This window comes from Deltaproteobacteria bacterium, from assembly GCA_016874735.1.
Taxonomy (GTDB): domain Bacteria; phylum Bdellovibrionota_B; class Oligoflexia; order Oligoflexales; family CAIYRB01; genus CAIYRB01.
This window is the reverse complement of sequence record VGTI01000006.1, coordinates 49286-65836: the sequence shown is the minus strand read 5'-3', so window position 1 is coordinate 65836 and position 16551 is coordinate 49286. Positions and strand designations below refer to the sequence as shown.

Genomic DNA, 16551 nt, shown 5'->3' with positions numbered 1-16551 from the left:
CGCCAAGCTTTAGAAGTCCCATGCCGTAGCTAGTCCGGCGTAGGTCGACGTCATGATGTCGGCTTTCGACGTGGTGTCCACTTTGATGGTGTAGCTACTATATTTAAAGCCAACCACAGCGGTAAGAGCTTTACGCGTGATGTAAAAGCGTCCACCGAAACCAGCCTCTAGACGCGGTCCGATACTCGATTCGCGCTGTGATGCCGTGACCGTGTCCGTATCAGCGCCAGCCGCAGCCGCTTTTTGGCGTCCTGGAGCTGCCAGAGCATAGATGAAGTCGCTTTCAACCAAGGCACGCCGTGCTAGAGGGAAACTGAATCCACCACTGACGCCGTAGCCGTTAGTTACGACGTCGATGTAATCTACAGGATCAGCCGTATCATCTGGTTTACCATCAGCGTCGCCGTCAGGCGGAGCGGTAATTGTATAAGCGCTACTCGTGATGACGACACCCAGGCGTGTCACACCAAAACGATAGAGTAAATGCAGATCTTGCCATGATTGGACGATCTTACTTTTATTTAGTGCGAACGAGAAAGATGCCGAAGATCGATCGAGTTTCATCCCCAGAGAACGGTCCATCCCTGCGTACATGCCGACACCATAGGATAATGTCGTCGACGTATCATTGCTCGATAGTAAGGCGCTTTTATAGGTTGAGTAGCCCCCAATAACGTCCGCAAACGCGGTTGGGGCGAAGGGAGAACTCTCGTCCGCAACGGCATTCTGTGCGCTCAGAGCCCAGACGGCTGCTGTTACAATTTTAAGGATCCGTCGTTTCATGTGTACCCAACCTTAGGTAGTGGGGAGGGGACGTGTTAATTCTCTTCTGGGGATTCGGACGTTGCGTGGCTATTCTTTAGTCTCGTGGGAACCCTTGGGAGTGCGTCAAAGTGTAAATAATTGAAGATTCCCCAGTCAAAATGGTTGTTTTGCGTTTCAGTCGCTCTGACCAAAAATAACGCGCGGGGCATGTTCACACGGCGCTGAAAGACTGCCATCCTTAGCGTTCATCAGCCCAAGCTCTTTATGGGCCTCAGCTCTCACCATGGGGCCAAGGGACTCAGCCTCACTCAGCTGTTTAGTGAGGACCCAAGTCTTGCCGCTATTTATAACCGTCCAAGGGTCCTTGTTAAGGCGACAAGGTGCGGCGCCGGCGTGACGCCGCATGAAGTGCACTAGTTGCCCCTGGCGTCCGCTTCCTTTATCTAACCACATAAGCTGCGCAGCACCGAAAGTTAGCGTCACGGTTTTGGGTTTAAGAGGTAGGGGCGCCTCACCACTGCCCCAAGATAAATTTGCCATAGCCACACCAAGAAGCAGCGCAGCCGTATGCGAGGCAAGTGGGGGCCAGCCGTTCAGTACTAGAGAGATGCGCACAGTTCGGCCTTTATTTCAGAGATTTGGGCTGACGAGCCATGATCGATGTTTTGCAGTAGAGCGCAAAGGGCAGGTTGTGCGCCTGATTCGACGCGATAAGGTGCATAAATATCACTACGCATCGGTATGCACAGTGCTGTTTCGGGTGGATGGGTGCTAGGTATCTGCAATCTAACCTGCGGACCGCTTGTTGCAAGTAAGGCAAGCGAATCCCTGCAGTAAAGTGGTGAGTCGTGCTCATTGTCTAGAAGAAATAAAGCTCTGTTTGTAGCCCGCGCCAGCGTGATCAGAGCTTGAACCAATCCTAGATTAAAAGCGTTAATCGTAAGGCAGATTAAAAGAGCGGGCATGATTCATTCCTCAACTAGAGCGTCCATGCGTGTTAGTAAGCTCACCCAGTTAGCCTTGACAGGTGATGTGGAGGAGCTCTCTAGGTGCAAGGTGGTTGTCAACCCGATCGCTCTTGCATGATCACAACCTCCACCCTGACGCGGCGTCGAGTTCAAAGGGTAATGCCTAAAAAGTTGATCGCGCATCTCCAGAGCAAGAGATGGTACATCATCATGACCGCTCCCCATGATGTGAGTGAGAAAGAGAGAGGAAACCTTAAGGTTGGCAGCCGCAGCAGCTAAGTGACCACAAAGTTTTAAGTTTCGCTCGTCTTGCCAGTGTGACGCCGTCTCACTACTCAATTGATTGAGTTTAGTAAACGTCAGTAGTTGGACGCGAACCAAGTAAAACGCCATCGCCAGCAGCAAGGTTGTTGCCATCACCTGCATCTCGACACTCTGGAAGAATTGTTATGTCCTATCACCGATGACGTTAAATCACAGACCTGCTCAACGGGGAAGTGACATGAGCCAAGACATCCTTAGATGTCCGCTAGGCCGCTGCGCGCTTAGTTGCATCACTCAAGAATTTATCGATCACCTCGCGTGCTTCATCATCCGGCTCGAGGAATTCGATGCCGTAGATACCATCGCTTGCCTTGCGGGCAACGCGCCCACGAGTCGTGAATGGGCCAATGAAGCGATCGCTACTTGCTGTTAGATTCAGGCCCGTGCCGACCCTTAGGATCCCACGGTCAGTCCGCAGCAGCATGCCATTGAAAGCTAGGTCTATGCTTTGCCCGTGCACGGTCACTTGGTTTCTAAGTTGCAGAAGTACTGAGGCATCGCAAGGGATGCGCGGGCAACCTTGGCGCTTGTCCCCCTGAAGACTCTCTTTAAGGTCAGCCTCAATTCCAGCGAAGTCACGTACGTCCTCCGGGCGCATCACATGCCATATGCGCATGGCACGGATACCTCCGTGGCGCCCGAGGCTTATGACCTCTTCCGCTAAGAGCGGGCCGCAGACTTGCGAGGCATGTGCTGCCACCATCCAAACGCGCTCCGGATCGGGTTTGAGTCCTATCGATCGCAGCTTGATTTTTTCGAGGCTCATAGTACGCACCTAAGTAGGAGTTATCAGTTGCCTCAAGTACTCCCACACCTCTTGTCGGTGCCACTTTAAATTACTTTAGAGAATCCTAAAAAAATATGTAAATTCAATGTGTTGTTGCGGCCTATCGGATGAGAGACACGAGTTTATTTTGTCCCAAAAGCAGCGCTAATAGGCGGTCAAAGCCAAGGGCGTTTCCCGAGCACGCAGGGATGCCACGGCGCAGAGCCGCGTAGAATGCCTGGTCCTCCTCTGGGACCTCGTAGCCCAGTTGAGCGCGCCGTTGGAGACTACTGCGAATGCGCGCTGCGTTGGCGTCGGCATCGAGCAATTCTTCGAACCCGTTGCATAGCTCGACGCGCCCAATGTAAATCTCAAAGCGTTTAGCGGTACCGTCACGCACCGTTGCTAACGCCGCTTGTGACTCAGGGTAGTCGTAGAGCACCGCGGCACCAAGAGCTTCGATACCAGGTTCGACGCGCTCGAGGAGTAATTTGAAAAAGGCAGTCTCAAAGTCATCGTCATCCCGCAGGGAAACGGCACCCGCACGAATCCCTTTAGCTGCCAACGCTTGATCTTCATCAATGAGTGAGACGCCTACCCAGCGCTCGAAAGCTTCAAAGACACTGATTCGTTCGATTTTGGCAGGCAATTTTAAATGGGACCCGAGAGCGTTCCGGCAACTTCTTATCAGAGCTTCGGTCTGGTCGATCAAACCGTGAAAGGAAAGACCCACCTCGTACCACTCGAGCATCGTGAACTCTGGATGATGCCAATCTGAAGTTTCACCCCAATTACGAAAACATGGCGCCAACTGAAAAATGCGGTCAGCTCCCGCGGCCAACAGCTTTTTCATATGAATCTCGGGGCTAGATCTCAGGTAGAGCGGGTGCGCTTGGCCGCTGTGATCGACCCATGCCGTTTTAAAATAGCGGAGATGTACCTCGATGCCGGGCGTTGTTACCGCGATCGGAGTGTCGGCTTCGAGGTAGTCGCGCTCAGCGAAAAAATCGCGAATTGCTGCCTTTAGTCGGGCTCTAGCTTTGAGCCCCAAGACGATGTCGTTCTTCATATGCCGGCTTAGCTTTACTCGTGTTTTTTGGCTTTGCGCGCTTTCCGGAGTTTGACAAGCTTCGCAACTATTGTCGCCAGTGCTGTACCATCAGGAAATTTATCGTGCTGCACCTGCGTGTATCCTAGAGGCACACCGGTGGCTAGTTCAAAGGCGTCGTTGATACTGCGAATCGGGAATATCCTGAATTTTCGAGCGTCTATCGCTGCGCGAACCTTTGCATGAAGCATCAGATTTGGCACATTTTGTGCCGGAATCAAGACGTCGTAACTCTTGCCTTTGCCGATGAGTCGCGAGGTCTTAAAAAAGCCCTCAACTTTTTCGTTAATGCCCCCAACTGGCTGTACATCACCGAACTGATTGAGACTTCCCGTCATCGCGACGTGCTGATGGACGGGGATTTCGGCGAGCGAACTAAGCACGGCCACTGTTTCGGCCACCGTGGCGCTGTCACCATCGATGACACCGTAGGATTGCTCGAAGCATATGCTGGCAGCGACTCCCAAGGCTTCTTCTTTCGCCAAAATAGCATTGAGAAAACTGCTCAGAATGAAGATACCCTTGTCATGAATCTTACCCGAAAGGCGGCTAGCACGCTCAATGTTGAAAATGCCTTCACGCGTCATCGAGACGTTGCAGGTGATGCGTCCCAGCTTGCCGAATGAGAAATCGCCTAGGTCATAAACGGCAAGTCCGTTGACCTGGCCTATGCGGCTGCCGTCTACTGTGAGCATGATGTCTTCATGGCGTACCATGTCGAGCATTTGCTCTTCCACCAAGCTCAAGCGGTGGTGCTTCAGGTCTAGCGCTTGCTCGACGTGAGAGCGTGTCACTTCCTTCGCCTTCTCACCGCGAGCAAGATAATCACTTTCGATGGTGAGATCTTTAATCTCAGCAAATTGCGTGGAGAGGTAGCGCTGATCCTCGACCATTCGTGAGCCGTATTCGACGACTGCCGCAATGCCATCGGCATTAAAGGGCAAAAGTTTTTCGACATGCGTGCGCGTTGCTATAAAACTAGCGTAAGCATTCACAGTCTCGGCATTGCGCGTCATGCGATGATCGAAGTCAGCTTTGATCTTGAATATTTTGTGGAAGTCCTCGTCGCCCGAATGGAGGAGATGATAGATGTCGTTGTTACCGATCAGGATAACTTTGACATCGAGTGGAATCGGTACCGGTCTTAGGCCTGACGTGGGCAGTAGTGAATACTGCTCGCCCATATCCTCGATGAACCCCAGCCGATTTTTCAATGCCCGCTTGAGCGTATCCCAGATGCTTGTGGTCTTGAAGATGTCCATGGCGTTCAGCACCAGATAACCACCGCTAGCGCGGTGGATAGCGCCGGCCTTGATCATGGTGAAGTCGGTCAGGTACATACCGTGTTCGACGTTTTTTTCAATACGACCGAACAAATTATAGTAGGTCGGATTTGACTCGATGATGACGGGGGCGCCTTGAACATTGGTGTTGTCGACGAAGACATTGACTTTGTATTTGACGAAGCGATCGCGCTCCTCGTTCATCAAATGCGCAGGCTCTTGCTCCTGGTCATGGCTTTCGTCGACGAAATCGAGCAGATTCTCAAGAATATGATTTTTGACTGCGGTCAGGTGAGCCGCAATTTCGCTGTGGTCCTTGTATTCTTCGAGTAGGGGATCAATTTCGCGACCGACGAGATTGAGGCCAAGATCGTTGCGTAGGGACTCGACAAAGCCGCTCGTCTCTTGCTCGATTGCGCGGACCTTGCGCGCAAAGTCGAGCACCTCAGGCTCAAGCTGCGATCGTCGGTCTTCAATCGATTCACGATCGACATCGCCGAGTTTGCTATATTCTTTTTCTGTAAGCGCGCGTCCATCGACTACCGGGATCGTCTCGATGCCCATGCGTGTAGACTTGATGACGAAATCCATGGACTTGGCCAATTTTTCGAGCTCGGCGTAAAGCTTGGCCTTCCGCTCGTTCGACGCAGATACGTAGGCGTTAACGGCGTTTTCGTAATCTTCGCTCTGAAGGGCCGACGGCACAAGCTCGCGCAGCTGCTTGATCAGCGCATCCATCTGCTTCTTGAATTTCCGCCCTTCGCCGGCCGGCATCTTGATGGCCTTGGGCGATTCGGTATCCTCAAAGTCGTACACGTAGATGTAATCAGAGGGGCGCGGTGAGTCACTTGACCATTGCTCCAGGAAGGAGCGGATGACGCTGGTTTTACCAGTACCCTGAATTCCAGCGACGTAAATGTTGTAGCCGGGTTTACGAATCCCCAGCCCCATATTGATTGCACCAACGGCACGATCCTGGGCGATGATATCGTGTGATTTGCCAAGGTCCGAAGTGTCCCGGAATTTAAAGAGACTCGTTGGACATTTGAGGTAAGTCAGACGCGCTGGCACTGGTTTGGGGAGTGTCCAGCGCGTCGCCTTTGCTGCCGCTGGCTTCTTACGCTCGGTCGGCCGCAACTGCTTTTTAGACACAGGTAATCCTTTTTACGTTACAGAACCCGCAGCTCGCGCACGACCTCGTCGTAGCGTGACATGAGATTGTGATGTGCTGCCTGATCTTTGATGGTTTCCAGTACGTTCTCGATTAACTTTCTGCCACGTTGAGTGCTGTCGTCCATAAAAACTTGGCCATAAGCATCGATAAAGTCTATTGCTTCCTCAATCCATGCGGCCGACGGCGTGGTCATGCAGGCATTGATACCCTTGCGCAACCATTGGCTGAGCTCCTGCATGTTAGCTTCACTCTTCGCTCCAAGCCTAAGACACTCACCGCATAATGTAAGCAGTAAATCCTCAGGCAGGTCTTTTTCGTTACAGCCGACGTAGTAGCCGAGCGTCTTATAGGCGTTGCGCCAGTTCTTGGCGGCAAGCAGCACGCGAACCTTCTCCATCGTGTTGTCGTAGGCGCGGATGGCTTTTTCCCGACGCTCATCGAGACGTTTTTGCCGGGCAGCAAGCTCCCCAGACATGCGCTCTTTTAGACTGCTCAACACCTGTGCAGCCTCAATCTGGGTCAGGGTCTCGTGGACCTCCAGTTCGCGGTCCAGCGTGTCGGACAAGATATCCACCACCTGCGGTACACCAGTCTTGGTCTTGTCAGCGATCTGGGCCAGAGTCCAACTTGTGGCCTCGGGCCACTTCCCAATAACCCTCTCGAGTTCACAGATAAAGTCGAGCATCATCGAGGCCTTCCCCATTCCATGGTTGAGACGTCCACTATCCTTTGCGGCGTCTTGTTAGGATAACATGGGGACTCGGCAGGAAGTATCGAAAAACTAACAAAAAAAACTACCTCGGCCATAATCAGGCTTAAGCCTGATAGCCAAGATATTTTTTCTCAAGATAGACCAGAGCACCAAGTTAACGTTGGTAAATTACCAACATTGCGGGTACCTACCTGGTCTAGTCCTGATGTCACCGACGCTTAGACTGTCCGCAGCTGGCGACGCTTACGCATCATCCTACGCTTTTTACGACCAACTTTGCGGCGACCTTTGGGATGTTTTCTTCTGTGTCTAGAACCGTGCAAGTCAGAACTCCAACTGCTAGTGATATAGGGCTGCCGAAGTTAACCAGGACATTGCAAAAGTGCAAGTACATTTTCAGCTCTGGTGTGTCTTCTGGTGTGATCCGTGGCGCTTCTCCAGCACGTCAGCCATTTGGTTGAGTTTGACTACCAGATCATGCAACTCATCTTTTTCGCGAATTTTGCAACGAACGGTGTAATCGCCCTCAGTGACTTGCGCGACGAAACGTTCGATGCTGACTAAAGGGCCGTAATATCTGTGTGTTAGCTTGAACACCATGGTCAGCATGACAGCAATGAATAAGGCTAGCATGGCCCCAATGCGGATAGCATTGGTGTAGAACACATCGTTTGTCACCAGTTCCCACTGAATGTTGGGATCGACGACGTGAAATATACCCATCACGTGGTTGTACTGATCCTCGAATGCGATCACAAACATCAGGGCGCAGATGCCGACGAAAGCCACCGATACGCCGATGACATAAAGGCCAAATTTGATCTGTTTAAAGGGCTCGATGACAGTCGATCTGAGACTGCGGCGGGCTCTCTCTAAATCTGTTGTGGTGCCTGCACTCACTGCGATTCCTTTCGCCTTGGGGGTACTTTTTACCCTTGGTGGAAGTATCGGCAGCCAAGCGGAAATCTTTAGGTCCCTATATGCACCGGTTGACCGGTAGTCTCCAAGACGTTGAACCAGGTTTCGCCCCCGGGGTTAATAGCTTGTTTGCGGCCGCTCAGAGCCGCCATGGGAACATGGGTCATCAGACCATGCCAGTAACCAATCAAAAGCCCTGACTTACCAGCCATTGCCGCGTGAACGGCATTTTGTGCCAAACGCGCACAGAGGAGCTGGTCGGTAGGATTGGCCGGGGCTGACCTTATCAGGTAGCTGGGGTCTATGTACTTTAGGGTCATATCCAGCCCCCGCGCCTGACAGTGCGCCGTAATATGCTCCTGCAGGTACGTGCCAATGTTGCGGAGCTTGACGTTCCCCGAGGCATCGTGCTGCTGCGCTTCGCCAGCGAAAAACTGCTGCCCCGCGCCCTCAGCAACGACGATGACACAGTGACGCCTGGTCCGGACGCGGTCCTCAATGAGCTGCAGCAGCCCGTTGCTTCCCTCGAGCTTAAACGGCACCTCAGGAATCAAACAAATGTTGGCCTGGCCAGCCGCAAGGCAAGTCGTCGCCGTGATGTATCCTGCGTGACGTCCCATCAACTTGACCAAGCCAATGCCGTAGGGGGCGCCAGTCGCCTCGACATGGGCGGAGTGTACCGATTGGGTAGCGATGGAAACCGCGGTTTCAAAGCCGAACGCCCGGCGTACGAAGGGAATGTCGTTATCGATGGTCTTGGGCAAACCGACGACAGCAATCTTCAAGCCGCGGCGTTTCACTTCGTTCCAAATGGCGGTGGCACCGCGCATCGTGCCGTCACCACCGATTGTGAAGAGCACGTTGATGCCGTGCGCCACCAAGTGGTCGACGATCTCCGTCGCGGGAGGGGTGCCGCGGCTAGTGCCGAGTACCGTACCACCTTGCATGTGGATGTCAGCCACGCTATCGGGTGTCAGCTTACGTGGCGGCTCAGCTTTGGCGCCTAGGCCACCGAAACCATAGCGAATGCCGAGGATATCGCGACAGTTGTAGCGAAACCAAAGTTGCAGCACGAGGCCTCTGACGACGGCATTGATACCCGGGCAAAGTCCGCCACAGGTGACAATAGCCGTGCGCGTCTTGCTCGGATCGAAATAGATGCGTGAGCGTGGTCCGGCAACCTCAAAGCCTTCTTGTTCTAGGGGTTTAGCCCCATCCGTGGCAGCACTGAGAATCGGATTAAGGGCGATCCGCTCGGCATCGTTAGTGAAGCGAAAGCCGTCCACCCGCTCGATCGGAGATGGGTAGCTAGCCTCACCTAGATTTTCAATGCTAAAGCGCCCTGCCATGTGTTATCACCCTCGCGGTTTTCATGGTGTGTCCAACTCACCCAATTATATATTGTCAAATCGACCATTTGGCGAGCCCATGGCGCAGCGAACTAGAGAAATTTACAAACCAGGCGACATCGAGACCAATCTGATCGGTGTCACTAGCCAGCAGTTGGCCCACAGTTTAAGCCAACGCGGGATCGCCGCTGTACACGCGCGGACTTTGTTTCGGCGCCTCTATAAAGATCTCGCGGTAGAGCCTTGGACAGATCCGACATTGCCGCGGGGACTTGCCGCGCATTTGAGCGCCCACGGACGTCTCGAGTTACCGAACATCAAAAAAGCCCTACGCTCTGGTTACGATCAAAGTGTTAAGTTTCTTTGCGAGCTGCGTGATGGGCGCGAAATTGAAGCCGTGCTCATGCCAGAAAAGGCGCGGCTCACGCTGTGTCTCTCGTCTCAGGTTGGTTGCGCTCAGGCCTGCGTCTTCTGTCACACGGGGCGGATGGGACTGACGCGGCAATTAAGTGTCGCGGAAATAGTTGGGCAACTACTTCTGGCGCAAAGATGGGTGGCCGCCAATCCCGAGTGGTTGCACGACGTGAGATTAAGTCCCGGGACCCGGATCAGCAACGTCGTCTTTATGGGGATGGGAGAGCCGCTTGATAACGTTGAGGCGGTGAGTCAGGCTGTCACAATCATGACCGATCCGTACGGTCTCGCTCTTGGTTTGGCACACATTTCGATTTCAACTGCCGGCCACCTGGAAGGCATCAAGCAGCTTTATGCGGCTCATCCCAAGGCTAGGTTGGCGCTCAGCGTGCATAGCGCTTTTGAGAGTAAGCGGTCGCGCATCATGCCCATCAATAAGCGTTGGCCTCTGGCCGCGGTCGTTGGCTGGTTGCGTGAGCATCTCGGGTGCGATGGTCCTCCCGTCATGTTTCAATACACCATGATTGCTGGTGTAAACGATAGCGATGATGATGCAGAAGCTTTGCGCGCCCTGACTTCCGGGCTAAACGCCAAGATTAATCTGATACCATTGAATGATGTTGCGACATCGCGTATGTCCGCTCCCGCTCCGGAGCGTATCCAAGCATTTCGTGACCATTTGCACCGCGCAGGCATTCGCGTCATGGTGCGCTACAGTAAGGGCCAAGATATTGCTGCCGCATGTGGCCAGCTGGTAGCTATCGAGGCCAAAAACAAGACGGCCCTGAACTAGAGGCTCTGAATTAGTCTGCTCCGCTAGCGGGAAGTGTCAGCACGTCTGACCACGGCGATGTGGACGTGCGCCCGTTTTCCTCAGTGCAAGTCAGGCGGAGGCGGGCCTCGCCAGTATGGTCGTCGCCTAGCACAATTTTGCCGCTGCTGCCATTCTCGAAGCGTGCCGCGATCATGACTTTACCCGACGCTGTTCCCACCAAGGTGGCAGCACAGTTGAGAGTGCCAAGCAGTCCTGATGGTGTCGCCGCAACGTGGAGGCTGCGGCCTTCGACCGTGGCGCCAATGGGACTCCAAGTCACACCTGGCAGCGTGGCCGCACTCTGAGTGGTTAAAATACGACGTGCGGTACCAAATTCCTTGCGCTCGTTGACGGCCTGGCCGGCGATCACGCCCTGGTAAAGACCGAAGAGTTTAGTCATGAAGTGCAGGCGCCGTCCGACTAAAGTGATTTCCTTGGTCGGGATGATACCGATCACATTGCGCTGACGCATCGGGTCGGCTGCTATATAAACTACCGAAACCGCAGTTAAGTCGGGATCAGCGGCGGCAAGCGTGCCGTAATCGGCGAGCGGGAGTGCCATGGCGAAGGCATCTGCCGCTGGTGCGCTATTGTCAGCAGAAACGACGATCGCCCGTGTGGCCTCCGTTAGGCTCATCTCGTTACTTTGTCCCACCTGGCTCGGTAGATCCGGGTGTAAGATGGATTCCCCCTGTTCCAATTTTACGACAGTCGTTGCCTTAAGTGATCCAGGCGGGAAAAGCACGGCAGCTCCGCGTATCGCACTCCCGGCGCTGGCGTTTATCTGCTGAGGCCTTTCGCTTTCGCCTTGAATTTCAGCAGCAACGACACCGCCCACATCTTGGACCACGCCGGCCATTTTGGTGCCGCTGTCGTCGTTATCGCCCGAGTCTGTAACTTCGATGCAGGCTGACGCTAGCCACAGGCAGCACGCAATTTTTGTAGGTCCCCTCATGCCAAACTCTCCGAAGGCTTGAAGACGCTTCGGAGAGATTGGTAAAAGACTTGAGTTTAATTTTTTATCTATTAAATTCGGTTGGTTGCGTCATAGGTAATACTGGAGTTTAGTGTCCCCCTGCGAGGTCTTGGCTATGAACTTTTCCAGGCGCTTTTCGGCGTCGCCAGTAAACTGCACAAATCTAATGCCTACCCCCATGATTTGGTTGCCGTTTCGCAGGTTTCGAACCACCAGACCCTTAATCTTGACCGGCTTTTTGCCGCCCGGAAGATCGAATTCTACAATAATATCGGTCCCCTCTGGGATTTCTTCTGTGGCGGCGACGAGCATGCCGGACTGCGAGAGATCGCTAATCGGACAGGTCATTTCCGTGCCGTTAAAGGCGCAGCGGACGTCCCCGGCTCCTTCCACGCGCTCCGTCGTTCGGGTCTTCTGCTCCAAAAGCTGCTTTAACTTTTCAATAAAGTACTGCCGCGGCAGAGGCTGCTCCACAAACAGATCTGCGCCCGCTTCGAGTGCAGCAGCTTTCACACGAGCCGAAGTCCTGACGCTAGTCAAAACTATCGGTACAGCGGCAAAATTCTCTTGCGCCTTAAAGTGACGCGTGAGAGTGGTCCCATCGACGGCGGCGTAATCGAGATTGATCACGATGAGGTCGATCTTTTCCTTGGCCATAGTTTTGCAGGCTTCTTCGTAGTTGCCCGCAGCTCTTACGAAGACACCCATCTTACGGTAACCCGCCCGGTCTAAATCGGTTGTCACAGCTTTATCGTCAATCAGGATCATCCGAATGAATTGTGCATCGCTCATTTACCGACTCCTTCTGGTGCATGCTGCACACAAAGGTGCTTCGGAAAATCTCGAAATAGATTTAGGACAAATTGCAAAAAATCTTCTAATAAACTAGAATTATTTAATTATTTCTCCTTGTTTGGAGGGAAACCCAAGCATGCAGGACGATCGTCGTGCAAAAAACAGACTAGATCTGACCTTGGTCGCACGAGGCCTAGCCGATACCATTGAGGCGTCCCGAGCCCTGATCATGGCCGGTAAAGTTCTGGTCAACGATCAGCGGCGCGATAAAGCTGGAGACCTTGTGGCTGCAGATGCCACGGTACGGGTCAAGGAGGCAAGCCGCTTTGTTAGTCGCGGTGGCGAAAAACTAGCCGCGGCCCTCGCTGATCTTCAATTGACGGAAGTGATCAGGGGGCTGACAGTGCTCGACATTGGCGCCTCAACGGGCGGCTTCACTGACTGCTGTTTGCAGCACGGAGCCCAGCACGTCGTTGCGCTGGATGTGGGTAGTAATCAACTCGCCTGGGAGTTGCGCACGAACCCGAGGGTGACTGTTCTGGAACAGACGGATGTGCGCCAGTTTGTTCCTGCGGAGCAACCCGCCATTCAATTTGTCGTCGCTGATGTCAGCTTTAACTCGCTGGCACGCCTTGCACCAGCGGTAGTGGCTGCAGCACCGGGCGGTGGTGTGCATTTTCTTTTGCTGGTTAAACCGCAATTTGAGCTTGCGCGCGACCTGGTGCCCGACGGCGGCATCGTGAACGACCCGAGTCTGCGACAACTTGCCGCAACCCAAGTGAGTCAGGCTTTTGCCGCTGTTGGGTTGAGCCAGTGCAAGGTTATCGACTGTCGACTCCCAGGACGTGCTGGGAACCAGGAGCTCTTTTTTTACGGTAAGTCGTGATTGTCAATCTGCGCAGAACTCAGTCCATGAAGAGTTCTTGCGTATGCCTGACGCAGAAATAAAAATGTGCCGCGTCTAATGCATCAACCCAGATCGTGTCATTAAGGTAGTCGTAATGCGCTGCGATCAATCTGTGTTCGATTGCTTCCAACACGGATTCAATCTCTAAGCTATAAAGCTCACACATCCCCGCCAGTGCAAGACGCTGTCCACGGTACTGCTCAGGGTTGTGACCGAGCTCGTACAAAGCTTGCGCGAAAGCTTCTTTACTGACCTGCGTGGGCATCGAGACCTCCAGGCTATGGGGTTAGATTGTTGTTATGGGTTGGTGCAAAAGAGGGGGCTGGCGCGGTGAGTTCTGACTCTCTAATTGTAGCTAAAATGCATGCGCGGAAACAACGGGAAATCTTTGCAGCGCATGCTGTTGCCGCCGTGCGAAAGATGCCGTGTTAACGCCCATTAAAGTCGGTCTCAAAGCCAGTTGGCTAAGCTTTGATTCATGGCGTCAGTGAGCGCCTTATGTGGGTTGAAGACCAAACGTGGCACCTCGACAAATGCCATATTGGCAAAACTACTATTGCCTACGAGCTCGTAGATGACCGTCTCAAAATAGACAACGGACTCACCGCGGTAGGTCTTTTCTGCCATAATCCAAAAATCCTGATTTCTCTCGGTGTAATATCCAGGATCGTTTGGTATTTCGACGGCGCAAAAGCCAGGGTTGAAATGCGTGGCCACGGCGGCGTCTTGCAGAAATGCCTGGCGATCGGCGGGAGAAATATGCGGTAACTCCAAACTAACTTTGATAGGCGGCTGACCGGGGTCTTTTTCGATAAAACAGGGAGTGCCACCTACGTCGTTACCGGTGTTAGGCACCTGACCCATCAGATTGACTGGTCGTGCGTAGAGGCCCTTCAGTTCAGCGGTTGTGGGATGTTCGCTGACCACACTGTGGAAGAGGCGCTGTTGCAGCAACTTGAGAGCGGCAATTGGGCTAGTCATCGCATTCTCATGGAGTCGATGATCGCCCGGCAAAAGTTGCCGCATGAGATCTCTGGCGTTGTAAGCTGCGTGATCGAGCTGTCCCAACGCTAACGTTTCCCTAATACCGCACACAGCGGTGAGAAGCTGCCTATGCAGCGTGAGGAACTTGAGCGTGGCCGAAGTCGCCTCGGGGCCGCATCCCATGATGTTATCGATGTTACGAATAAAAAGTGAATCGGCAACTATGTTGAGTGCACGCGCGGCCGGAAAAAGCTTGGTGATTGCTCCGTGTCCCGCTGGCACTAAACTGGGTTGCCCCTGGTGATCGAGTACAGGTGTACCATCGCGGTGAAAGCGAATGGTCGATAAATCCGGTCCCTGCTCGAGAACCATGGACTTAAGGTCGGGAGAGCCATAGCGTTGCTCCTTGGCATAGGCAATTTCTGCCAAAAAAGCCGCCGTGCGTCCTGCCGGAGCCACATAAACCTCGCCACTGAGGCTGCCAAGGGCGGCGTGCTCCCAGTGCTTCACGGTCAGGAAAGTGGTGCCATCCTTAACGCAAGGCATCAGCGCTTTGGGTAACTGAATGGCTTCTTTCAGCTGGGTTAACCCTGCTGTGGTCAGAGACCTTGCGATCTCTGGATGAGCCACTAACTTTGCTAAGGTCTCGGGCAACGGCCAACTGAGTGCCCCCTCGTGAGCCATACCGCGTAAGCTTGCTTCGACGGCAGTGAGGTCTGCGGCCTCGAGAGCTTCGCTGAGAAGATGCAGTGGTTGCGAGTAACGGCTTGCCGCGCCAGCGGCCAGAACGAAACCTAAATAGCCCTGTCCAGCCGGTGTCTTGGCCAGCTCGGGTAGAAGCAGCATACTGCCGCTTCCGGGCCTACAGGTGTCGAGCATGGGGAACGTGCGCTTTATGTCCCCGGCTATGGCACGCCGAAGCTGCCTGCCATGAAACTCGATATCATGAGGCTCAAGTCCGAGGGCGCGAAGCTTAGTGGTCCAATTGTTGTGTTCGGTTTTCATAGCCGGAGTTTGCCATGGTGTAGCTTTCCTGTCCATGAGAGCTAGGCAAGTCCAGCATCATTTCGCGTATGACGGCAAGGGCAAATGTCGGTAGCTCCCGTGCAGCCAAGACACGGAGCAACTGGTTGGCCTCGGCCTGGCCAATATCCCGGCTAATTCTGCGAAGTGCTGCGCGCAAGGCTCCAGGGCTCAAGGCAGGCTCTTCCCGTACCAGAGTTAAAAGATCTTCGGCCTTAAGATGGGCGCTGGAAACTAGTGCTACTTGAAGGTCACTATCGTAGCGACTTAACTGTCCTTGGCGATTCAGTATGGCCGAGGGCATACCGTTAGCAACGGCCTCAGCCGTGATTTGGCTGGCAAGTGGCAGATTGCGCCACTTCTTCGGTCCATCGGCCGCAATCAGGCCCCGCTCCGTCAAGAGTTGGCAGATCGCTTCCGGCCCAATCGGCTCCGACGTCTCACACGCCGCGGGCACAAGCTCGGACACTGCCGCGCTGATTTCCCGTAGGGACATGGTCTGTTTTTCGACGAACCTGACGAGCAAGTCGAAGATCCAATCGCTGCCGTGTTCTTTGATGATCTGCTCCCATGGACCAGCGGCATCCAAAAGGAGATAAGAGAGGCGCGCGCGCTGCAGCGCCCATGGTGAAGTGGTGAGCTCACTAGCCAGGGAGCTTACGGCATCAGCGATTTCGTGGTCGAGTTCCGCCAAGTAGCGGACGACTTCCGATTGTTCTGAAATAAGTCCAAGCGCCTCTTTAATGCGCCCTAATAAATTGCGCCCTATGCCTAAATCTGTTTCAAGCTCCAGTTCGTTTTGCGAGAGTGCTGTGGCGACGCAGATATATTTGAGAAAGTCCCGATCACTGCGTTGTGGAGGATTCAGATTCTGTTTAGCCGCGCCGATGGCGCTGCGTACACAAGCCGCTGCGAGTTCCTCAGGAAATCCGAAATGAGTTGCAAGGTGATCGATCAAGATCGGTGTTAAGAGCGGACAGCTCAGCCAGCTTCGATGTCTCATGGCAGCATAAAGCAGCGTGAACGCAGCAGCATTGAGAGTACCCCTGGGTACGAGGCCATTGCCCAGTATCGGTGCAAGTGCATGGTCGATAGCCGCAGCTACCGAGCCGGTAATTGCCTCTAAGCGTGGTGCGTTGAGAAAAGCTAATCTGTGGCGCATTTGCGCTAGTGACATCAGTTGATTCCTCATCTTGAAGTTTACCAATTGCCGGATTCACTGCTCTTGGGGCGAATTGATTATAGCAAGCCTGACGCCTGGGGGGGCGTTA

General features: G+C 53.7%; 16 protein-coding genes. 2 read left to right on the top strand and 14 right to left on the bottom strand.

The features are described 5' to 3' along the window. Positions 1-9 precede the first annotated feature (9 nt). From FJ146_05730 to FJ146_05690, 9 genes are all read right to left on the bottom strand, one after another. On the bottom strand, positions 10-783 hold the full coding sequence (locus FJ146_05730) for a hypothetical protein (GenBank protein MBM4251450.1): 774 nt from the start codon (positions 781-783) through the stop codon (positions 10-12). Between the two features lie 156 nt (positions 784-939). Then, complete coding sequence (locus tag FJ146_05725; protein ID MBM4251449.1) at positions 940-1380, bottom strand: hypothetical protein; 441 nt, start codon at positions 1378-1380, stop codon at positions 940-942. A gap of 353 nt (positions 1381-1733) precedes the next feature. After that, positions 1734-2150 carry a hypothetical protein gene (locus FJ146_05720; protein ID MBM4251448.1) on the bottom strand — a complete coding sequence of 139 codons (417 nt, stop codon included), beginning with the start codon at positions 2148-2150 and terminating at the stop codon, positions 1734-1736. Positions 2151-2262: 112 nt separating this feature from the next. Continuing rightward, a complete protein-coding gene (locus FJ146_05715) occupies positions 2263-2823 on the bottom strand; it encodes a PilZ domain-containing protein (GenBank protein MBM4251447.1) in 561 nt (186 codons plus the stop codon). 121 nt (positions 2824-2944) lie between these two features. Then, positions 2945-3892: an EF-P lysine aminoacylase GenX gene (gene genX / locus FJ146_05710; GenBank protein ID MBM4251446.1), complete on the bottom strand. Its 948-nt coding sequence runs from the start codon at positions 3890-3892 to the stop codon at positions 2945-2947. 14 nt (positions 3893-3906) lie between these two features. Further along, positions 3907-6366: an ATP-dependent protease gene (locus tag FJ146_05705; protein ID MBM4251445.1), complete on the bottom strand. Its 2460-nt coding sequence runs from the start codon at positions 6364-6366 to the stop codon at positions 3907-3909. 17 nt (positions 6367-6383) lie between these two features. Then, positions 6384-7076 carry a hypothetical protein gene (locus FJ146_05700; GenBank protein ID MBM4251444.1) on the bottom strand — a complete coding sequence of 231 codons (693 nt, stop codon included), beginning with the start codon at positions 7074-7076 and terminating at the stop codon, positions 6384-6386. A gap of 420 nt (positions 7077-7496) precedes the next feature. After that, complete coding sequence (locus tag FJ146_05695) at positions 7497-8000, bottom strand: HAMP domain-containing protein (protein MBM4251443.1); 504 nt, start codon at positions 7998-8000, stop codon at positions 7497-7499. Positions 8001-8068: 68 nt separating this feature from the next. Beyond that, positions 8069-9367: an ATP-dependent 6-phosphofructokinase gene (locus FJ146_05690; protein ID MBM4251442.1), complete on the bottom strand. Its 1299-nt coding sequence runs from the start codon at positions 9365-9367 to the stop codon at positions 8069-8071. On the opposite strand from FJ146_05690, the gene FJ146_05685 reads away from it, so the two are divergent. Beyond that, positions 9348-10574 (top strand): 23S rRNA (adenine(2503)-C(2))-methyltransferase RlmN, encoded by a 1227-nt coding sequence (locus FJ146_05685; protein MBM4251441.1) that lies wholly within the window; start codon positions 9348-9350, stop codon positions 10572-10574. The two genes, FJ146_05690 and FJ146_05685, sit on opposite strands and share 20 nt — an antisense overlap. A gap of 10 nt (positions 10575-10584) precedes the next feature. Here FJ146_05685 and FJ146_05680 read toward each other — a convergent pair whose 3' ends face one another. Both FJ146_05680 and FJ146_05675 read right to left on the bottom strand, forming a co-directional pair. Then, on the bottom strand, positions 10585-11550 hold the full coding sequence (locus FJ146_05680) for a hypothetical protein (GenBank protein MBM4251440.1): 966 nt from the start codon (positions 11548-11550) through the stop codon (positions 10585-10587). 90 nt (positions 11551-11640) lie between these two features. After that, entirely contained in the window at positions 11641-12363 is a 723-nt protein-coding gene (locus FJ146_05675; GenBank protein ID MBM4251439.1) for a response regulator, read from the bottom strand. A 139-nt stretch (positions 12364-12502) separates the two neighbouring features. Between FJ146_05675 and FJ146_05670 the strand changes: the two genes are divergently transcribed. Continuing rightward, complete coding sequence (locus FJ146_05670; protein MBM4251438.1) at positions 12503-13252, top strand: TlyA family RNA methyltransferase; 750 nt, start codon at positions 12503-12505, stop codon at positions 13250-13252. Positions 13253-13271: 19 nt separating this feature from the next. Here the strand turns inward: FJ146_05670 and FJ146_05665 are convergent, their stop codons facing one another. From FJ146_05665 to FJ146_05655, 3 genes are all read right to left on the bottom strand, one after another. Beyond that, on the bottom strand, positions 13272-13538 hold the full coding sequence (locus tag FJ146_05665; GenBank protein MBM4251437.1) for a hypothetical protein: 267 nt from the start codon (positions 13536-13538) through the stop codon (positions 13272-13274). Positions 13539-13723: 185 nt separating this feature from the next. Then, positions 13724-15298 (bottom strand): DUF4301 family protein, encoded by a 1575-nt coding sequence (locus tag FJ146_05660; protein MBM4251436.1) that lies wholly within the window; start codon positions 15296-15298, stop codon positions 13724-13726. Continuing rightward, positions 15231-16457: a hypothetical protein gene (locus tag FJ146_05655; protein ID MBM4251435.1), complete on the bottom strand. Its 1227-nt coding sequence runs from the start codon at positions 16455-16457 to the stop codon at positions 15231-15233. The genes FJ146_05660 and FJ146_05655 overlap by 68 nt, the downstream gene beginning before the upstream one ends. Between the last annotated feature and the right edge of the window lie 94 nt (positions 16458-16551).

Coding starts and splice junctions, on each gene's coding strand:
- FJ146_05660 (MBM4251436.1), bottom strand. CDS start 15,298: ATGGACAGGAAAGCTACACCATGGCAAACTCCGGCTATGAAAACCGAA.
- FJ146_05720 (MBM4251448.1), bottom strand. CDS start 2,150: ATGGCAACAACCTTGCTGCTGGCGATGGCGTTTTACTTGGTTCGCGTC.
- FJ146_05675 (MBM4251439.1), bottom strand. CDS start 12,363: ATGAGCGATGCACAATTCATTCGGATGATCCTGATTGACGATAAAGCT.
- FJ146_05715 (MBM4251447.1), bottom strand. CDS start 2,823: ATGAGCCTCGAAAAAATCAAGCTGCGATCGATAGGACTCAAACCCGAT.
- FJ146_05655 (MBM4251435.1), bottom strand. CDS start 16,457: ATGTCACTAGCGCAAATGCGCCACAGATTAGCTTTTCTCAACGCACCA.
- FJ146_05700 (MBM4251444.1), bottom strand. CDS start 7,076: ATGATGCTCGACTTTATCTGTGAACTCGAGAGGGTTATTGGGAAGTGG.
- FJ146_05665 (MBM4251437.1), bottom strand. CDS start 13,538: ATGCCCACGCAGGTCAGTAAAGAAGCTTTCGCGCAAGCTTTGTACGAG.
- FJ146_05685 (MBM4251441.1), top strand. CDS start 9,348: ATGCTAAAGCGCCCTGCCATGTGTTATCACCCTCGCGGTTTTCATGGT.
- FJ146_05680 (MBM4251440.1), bottom strand. CDS start 11,550: ATGAGGGGACCTACAAAAATTGCGTGCTGCCTGTGGCTAGCGTCAGCC.
- FJ146_05690 (MBM4251442.1), bottom strand. CDS start 9,367: ATGGCAGGGCGCTTTAGCATTGAAAATCTAGGTGAGGCTAGCTACCCA.
- genX (MBM4251446.1), bottom strand. CDS start 3,892: ATGAAGAACGACATCGTCTTGGGGCTCAAAGCTAGAGCCCGACTAAAG.
- FJ146_05730 (MBM4251450.1), bottom strand. CDS start 783: ATGAAACGACGGATCCTTAAAATTGTAACAGCAGCCGTCTGGGCTCTG.
- FJ146_05670 (MBM4251438.1), top strand. CDS start 12,503: ATGCAGGACGATCGTCGTGCAAAAAACAGACTAGATCTGACCTTGGTC.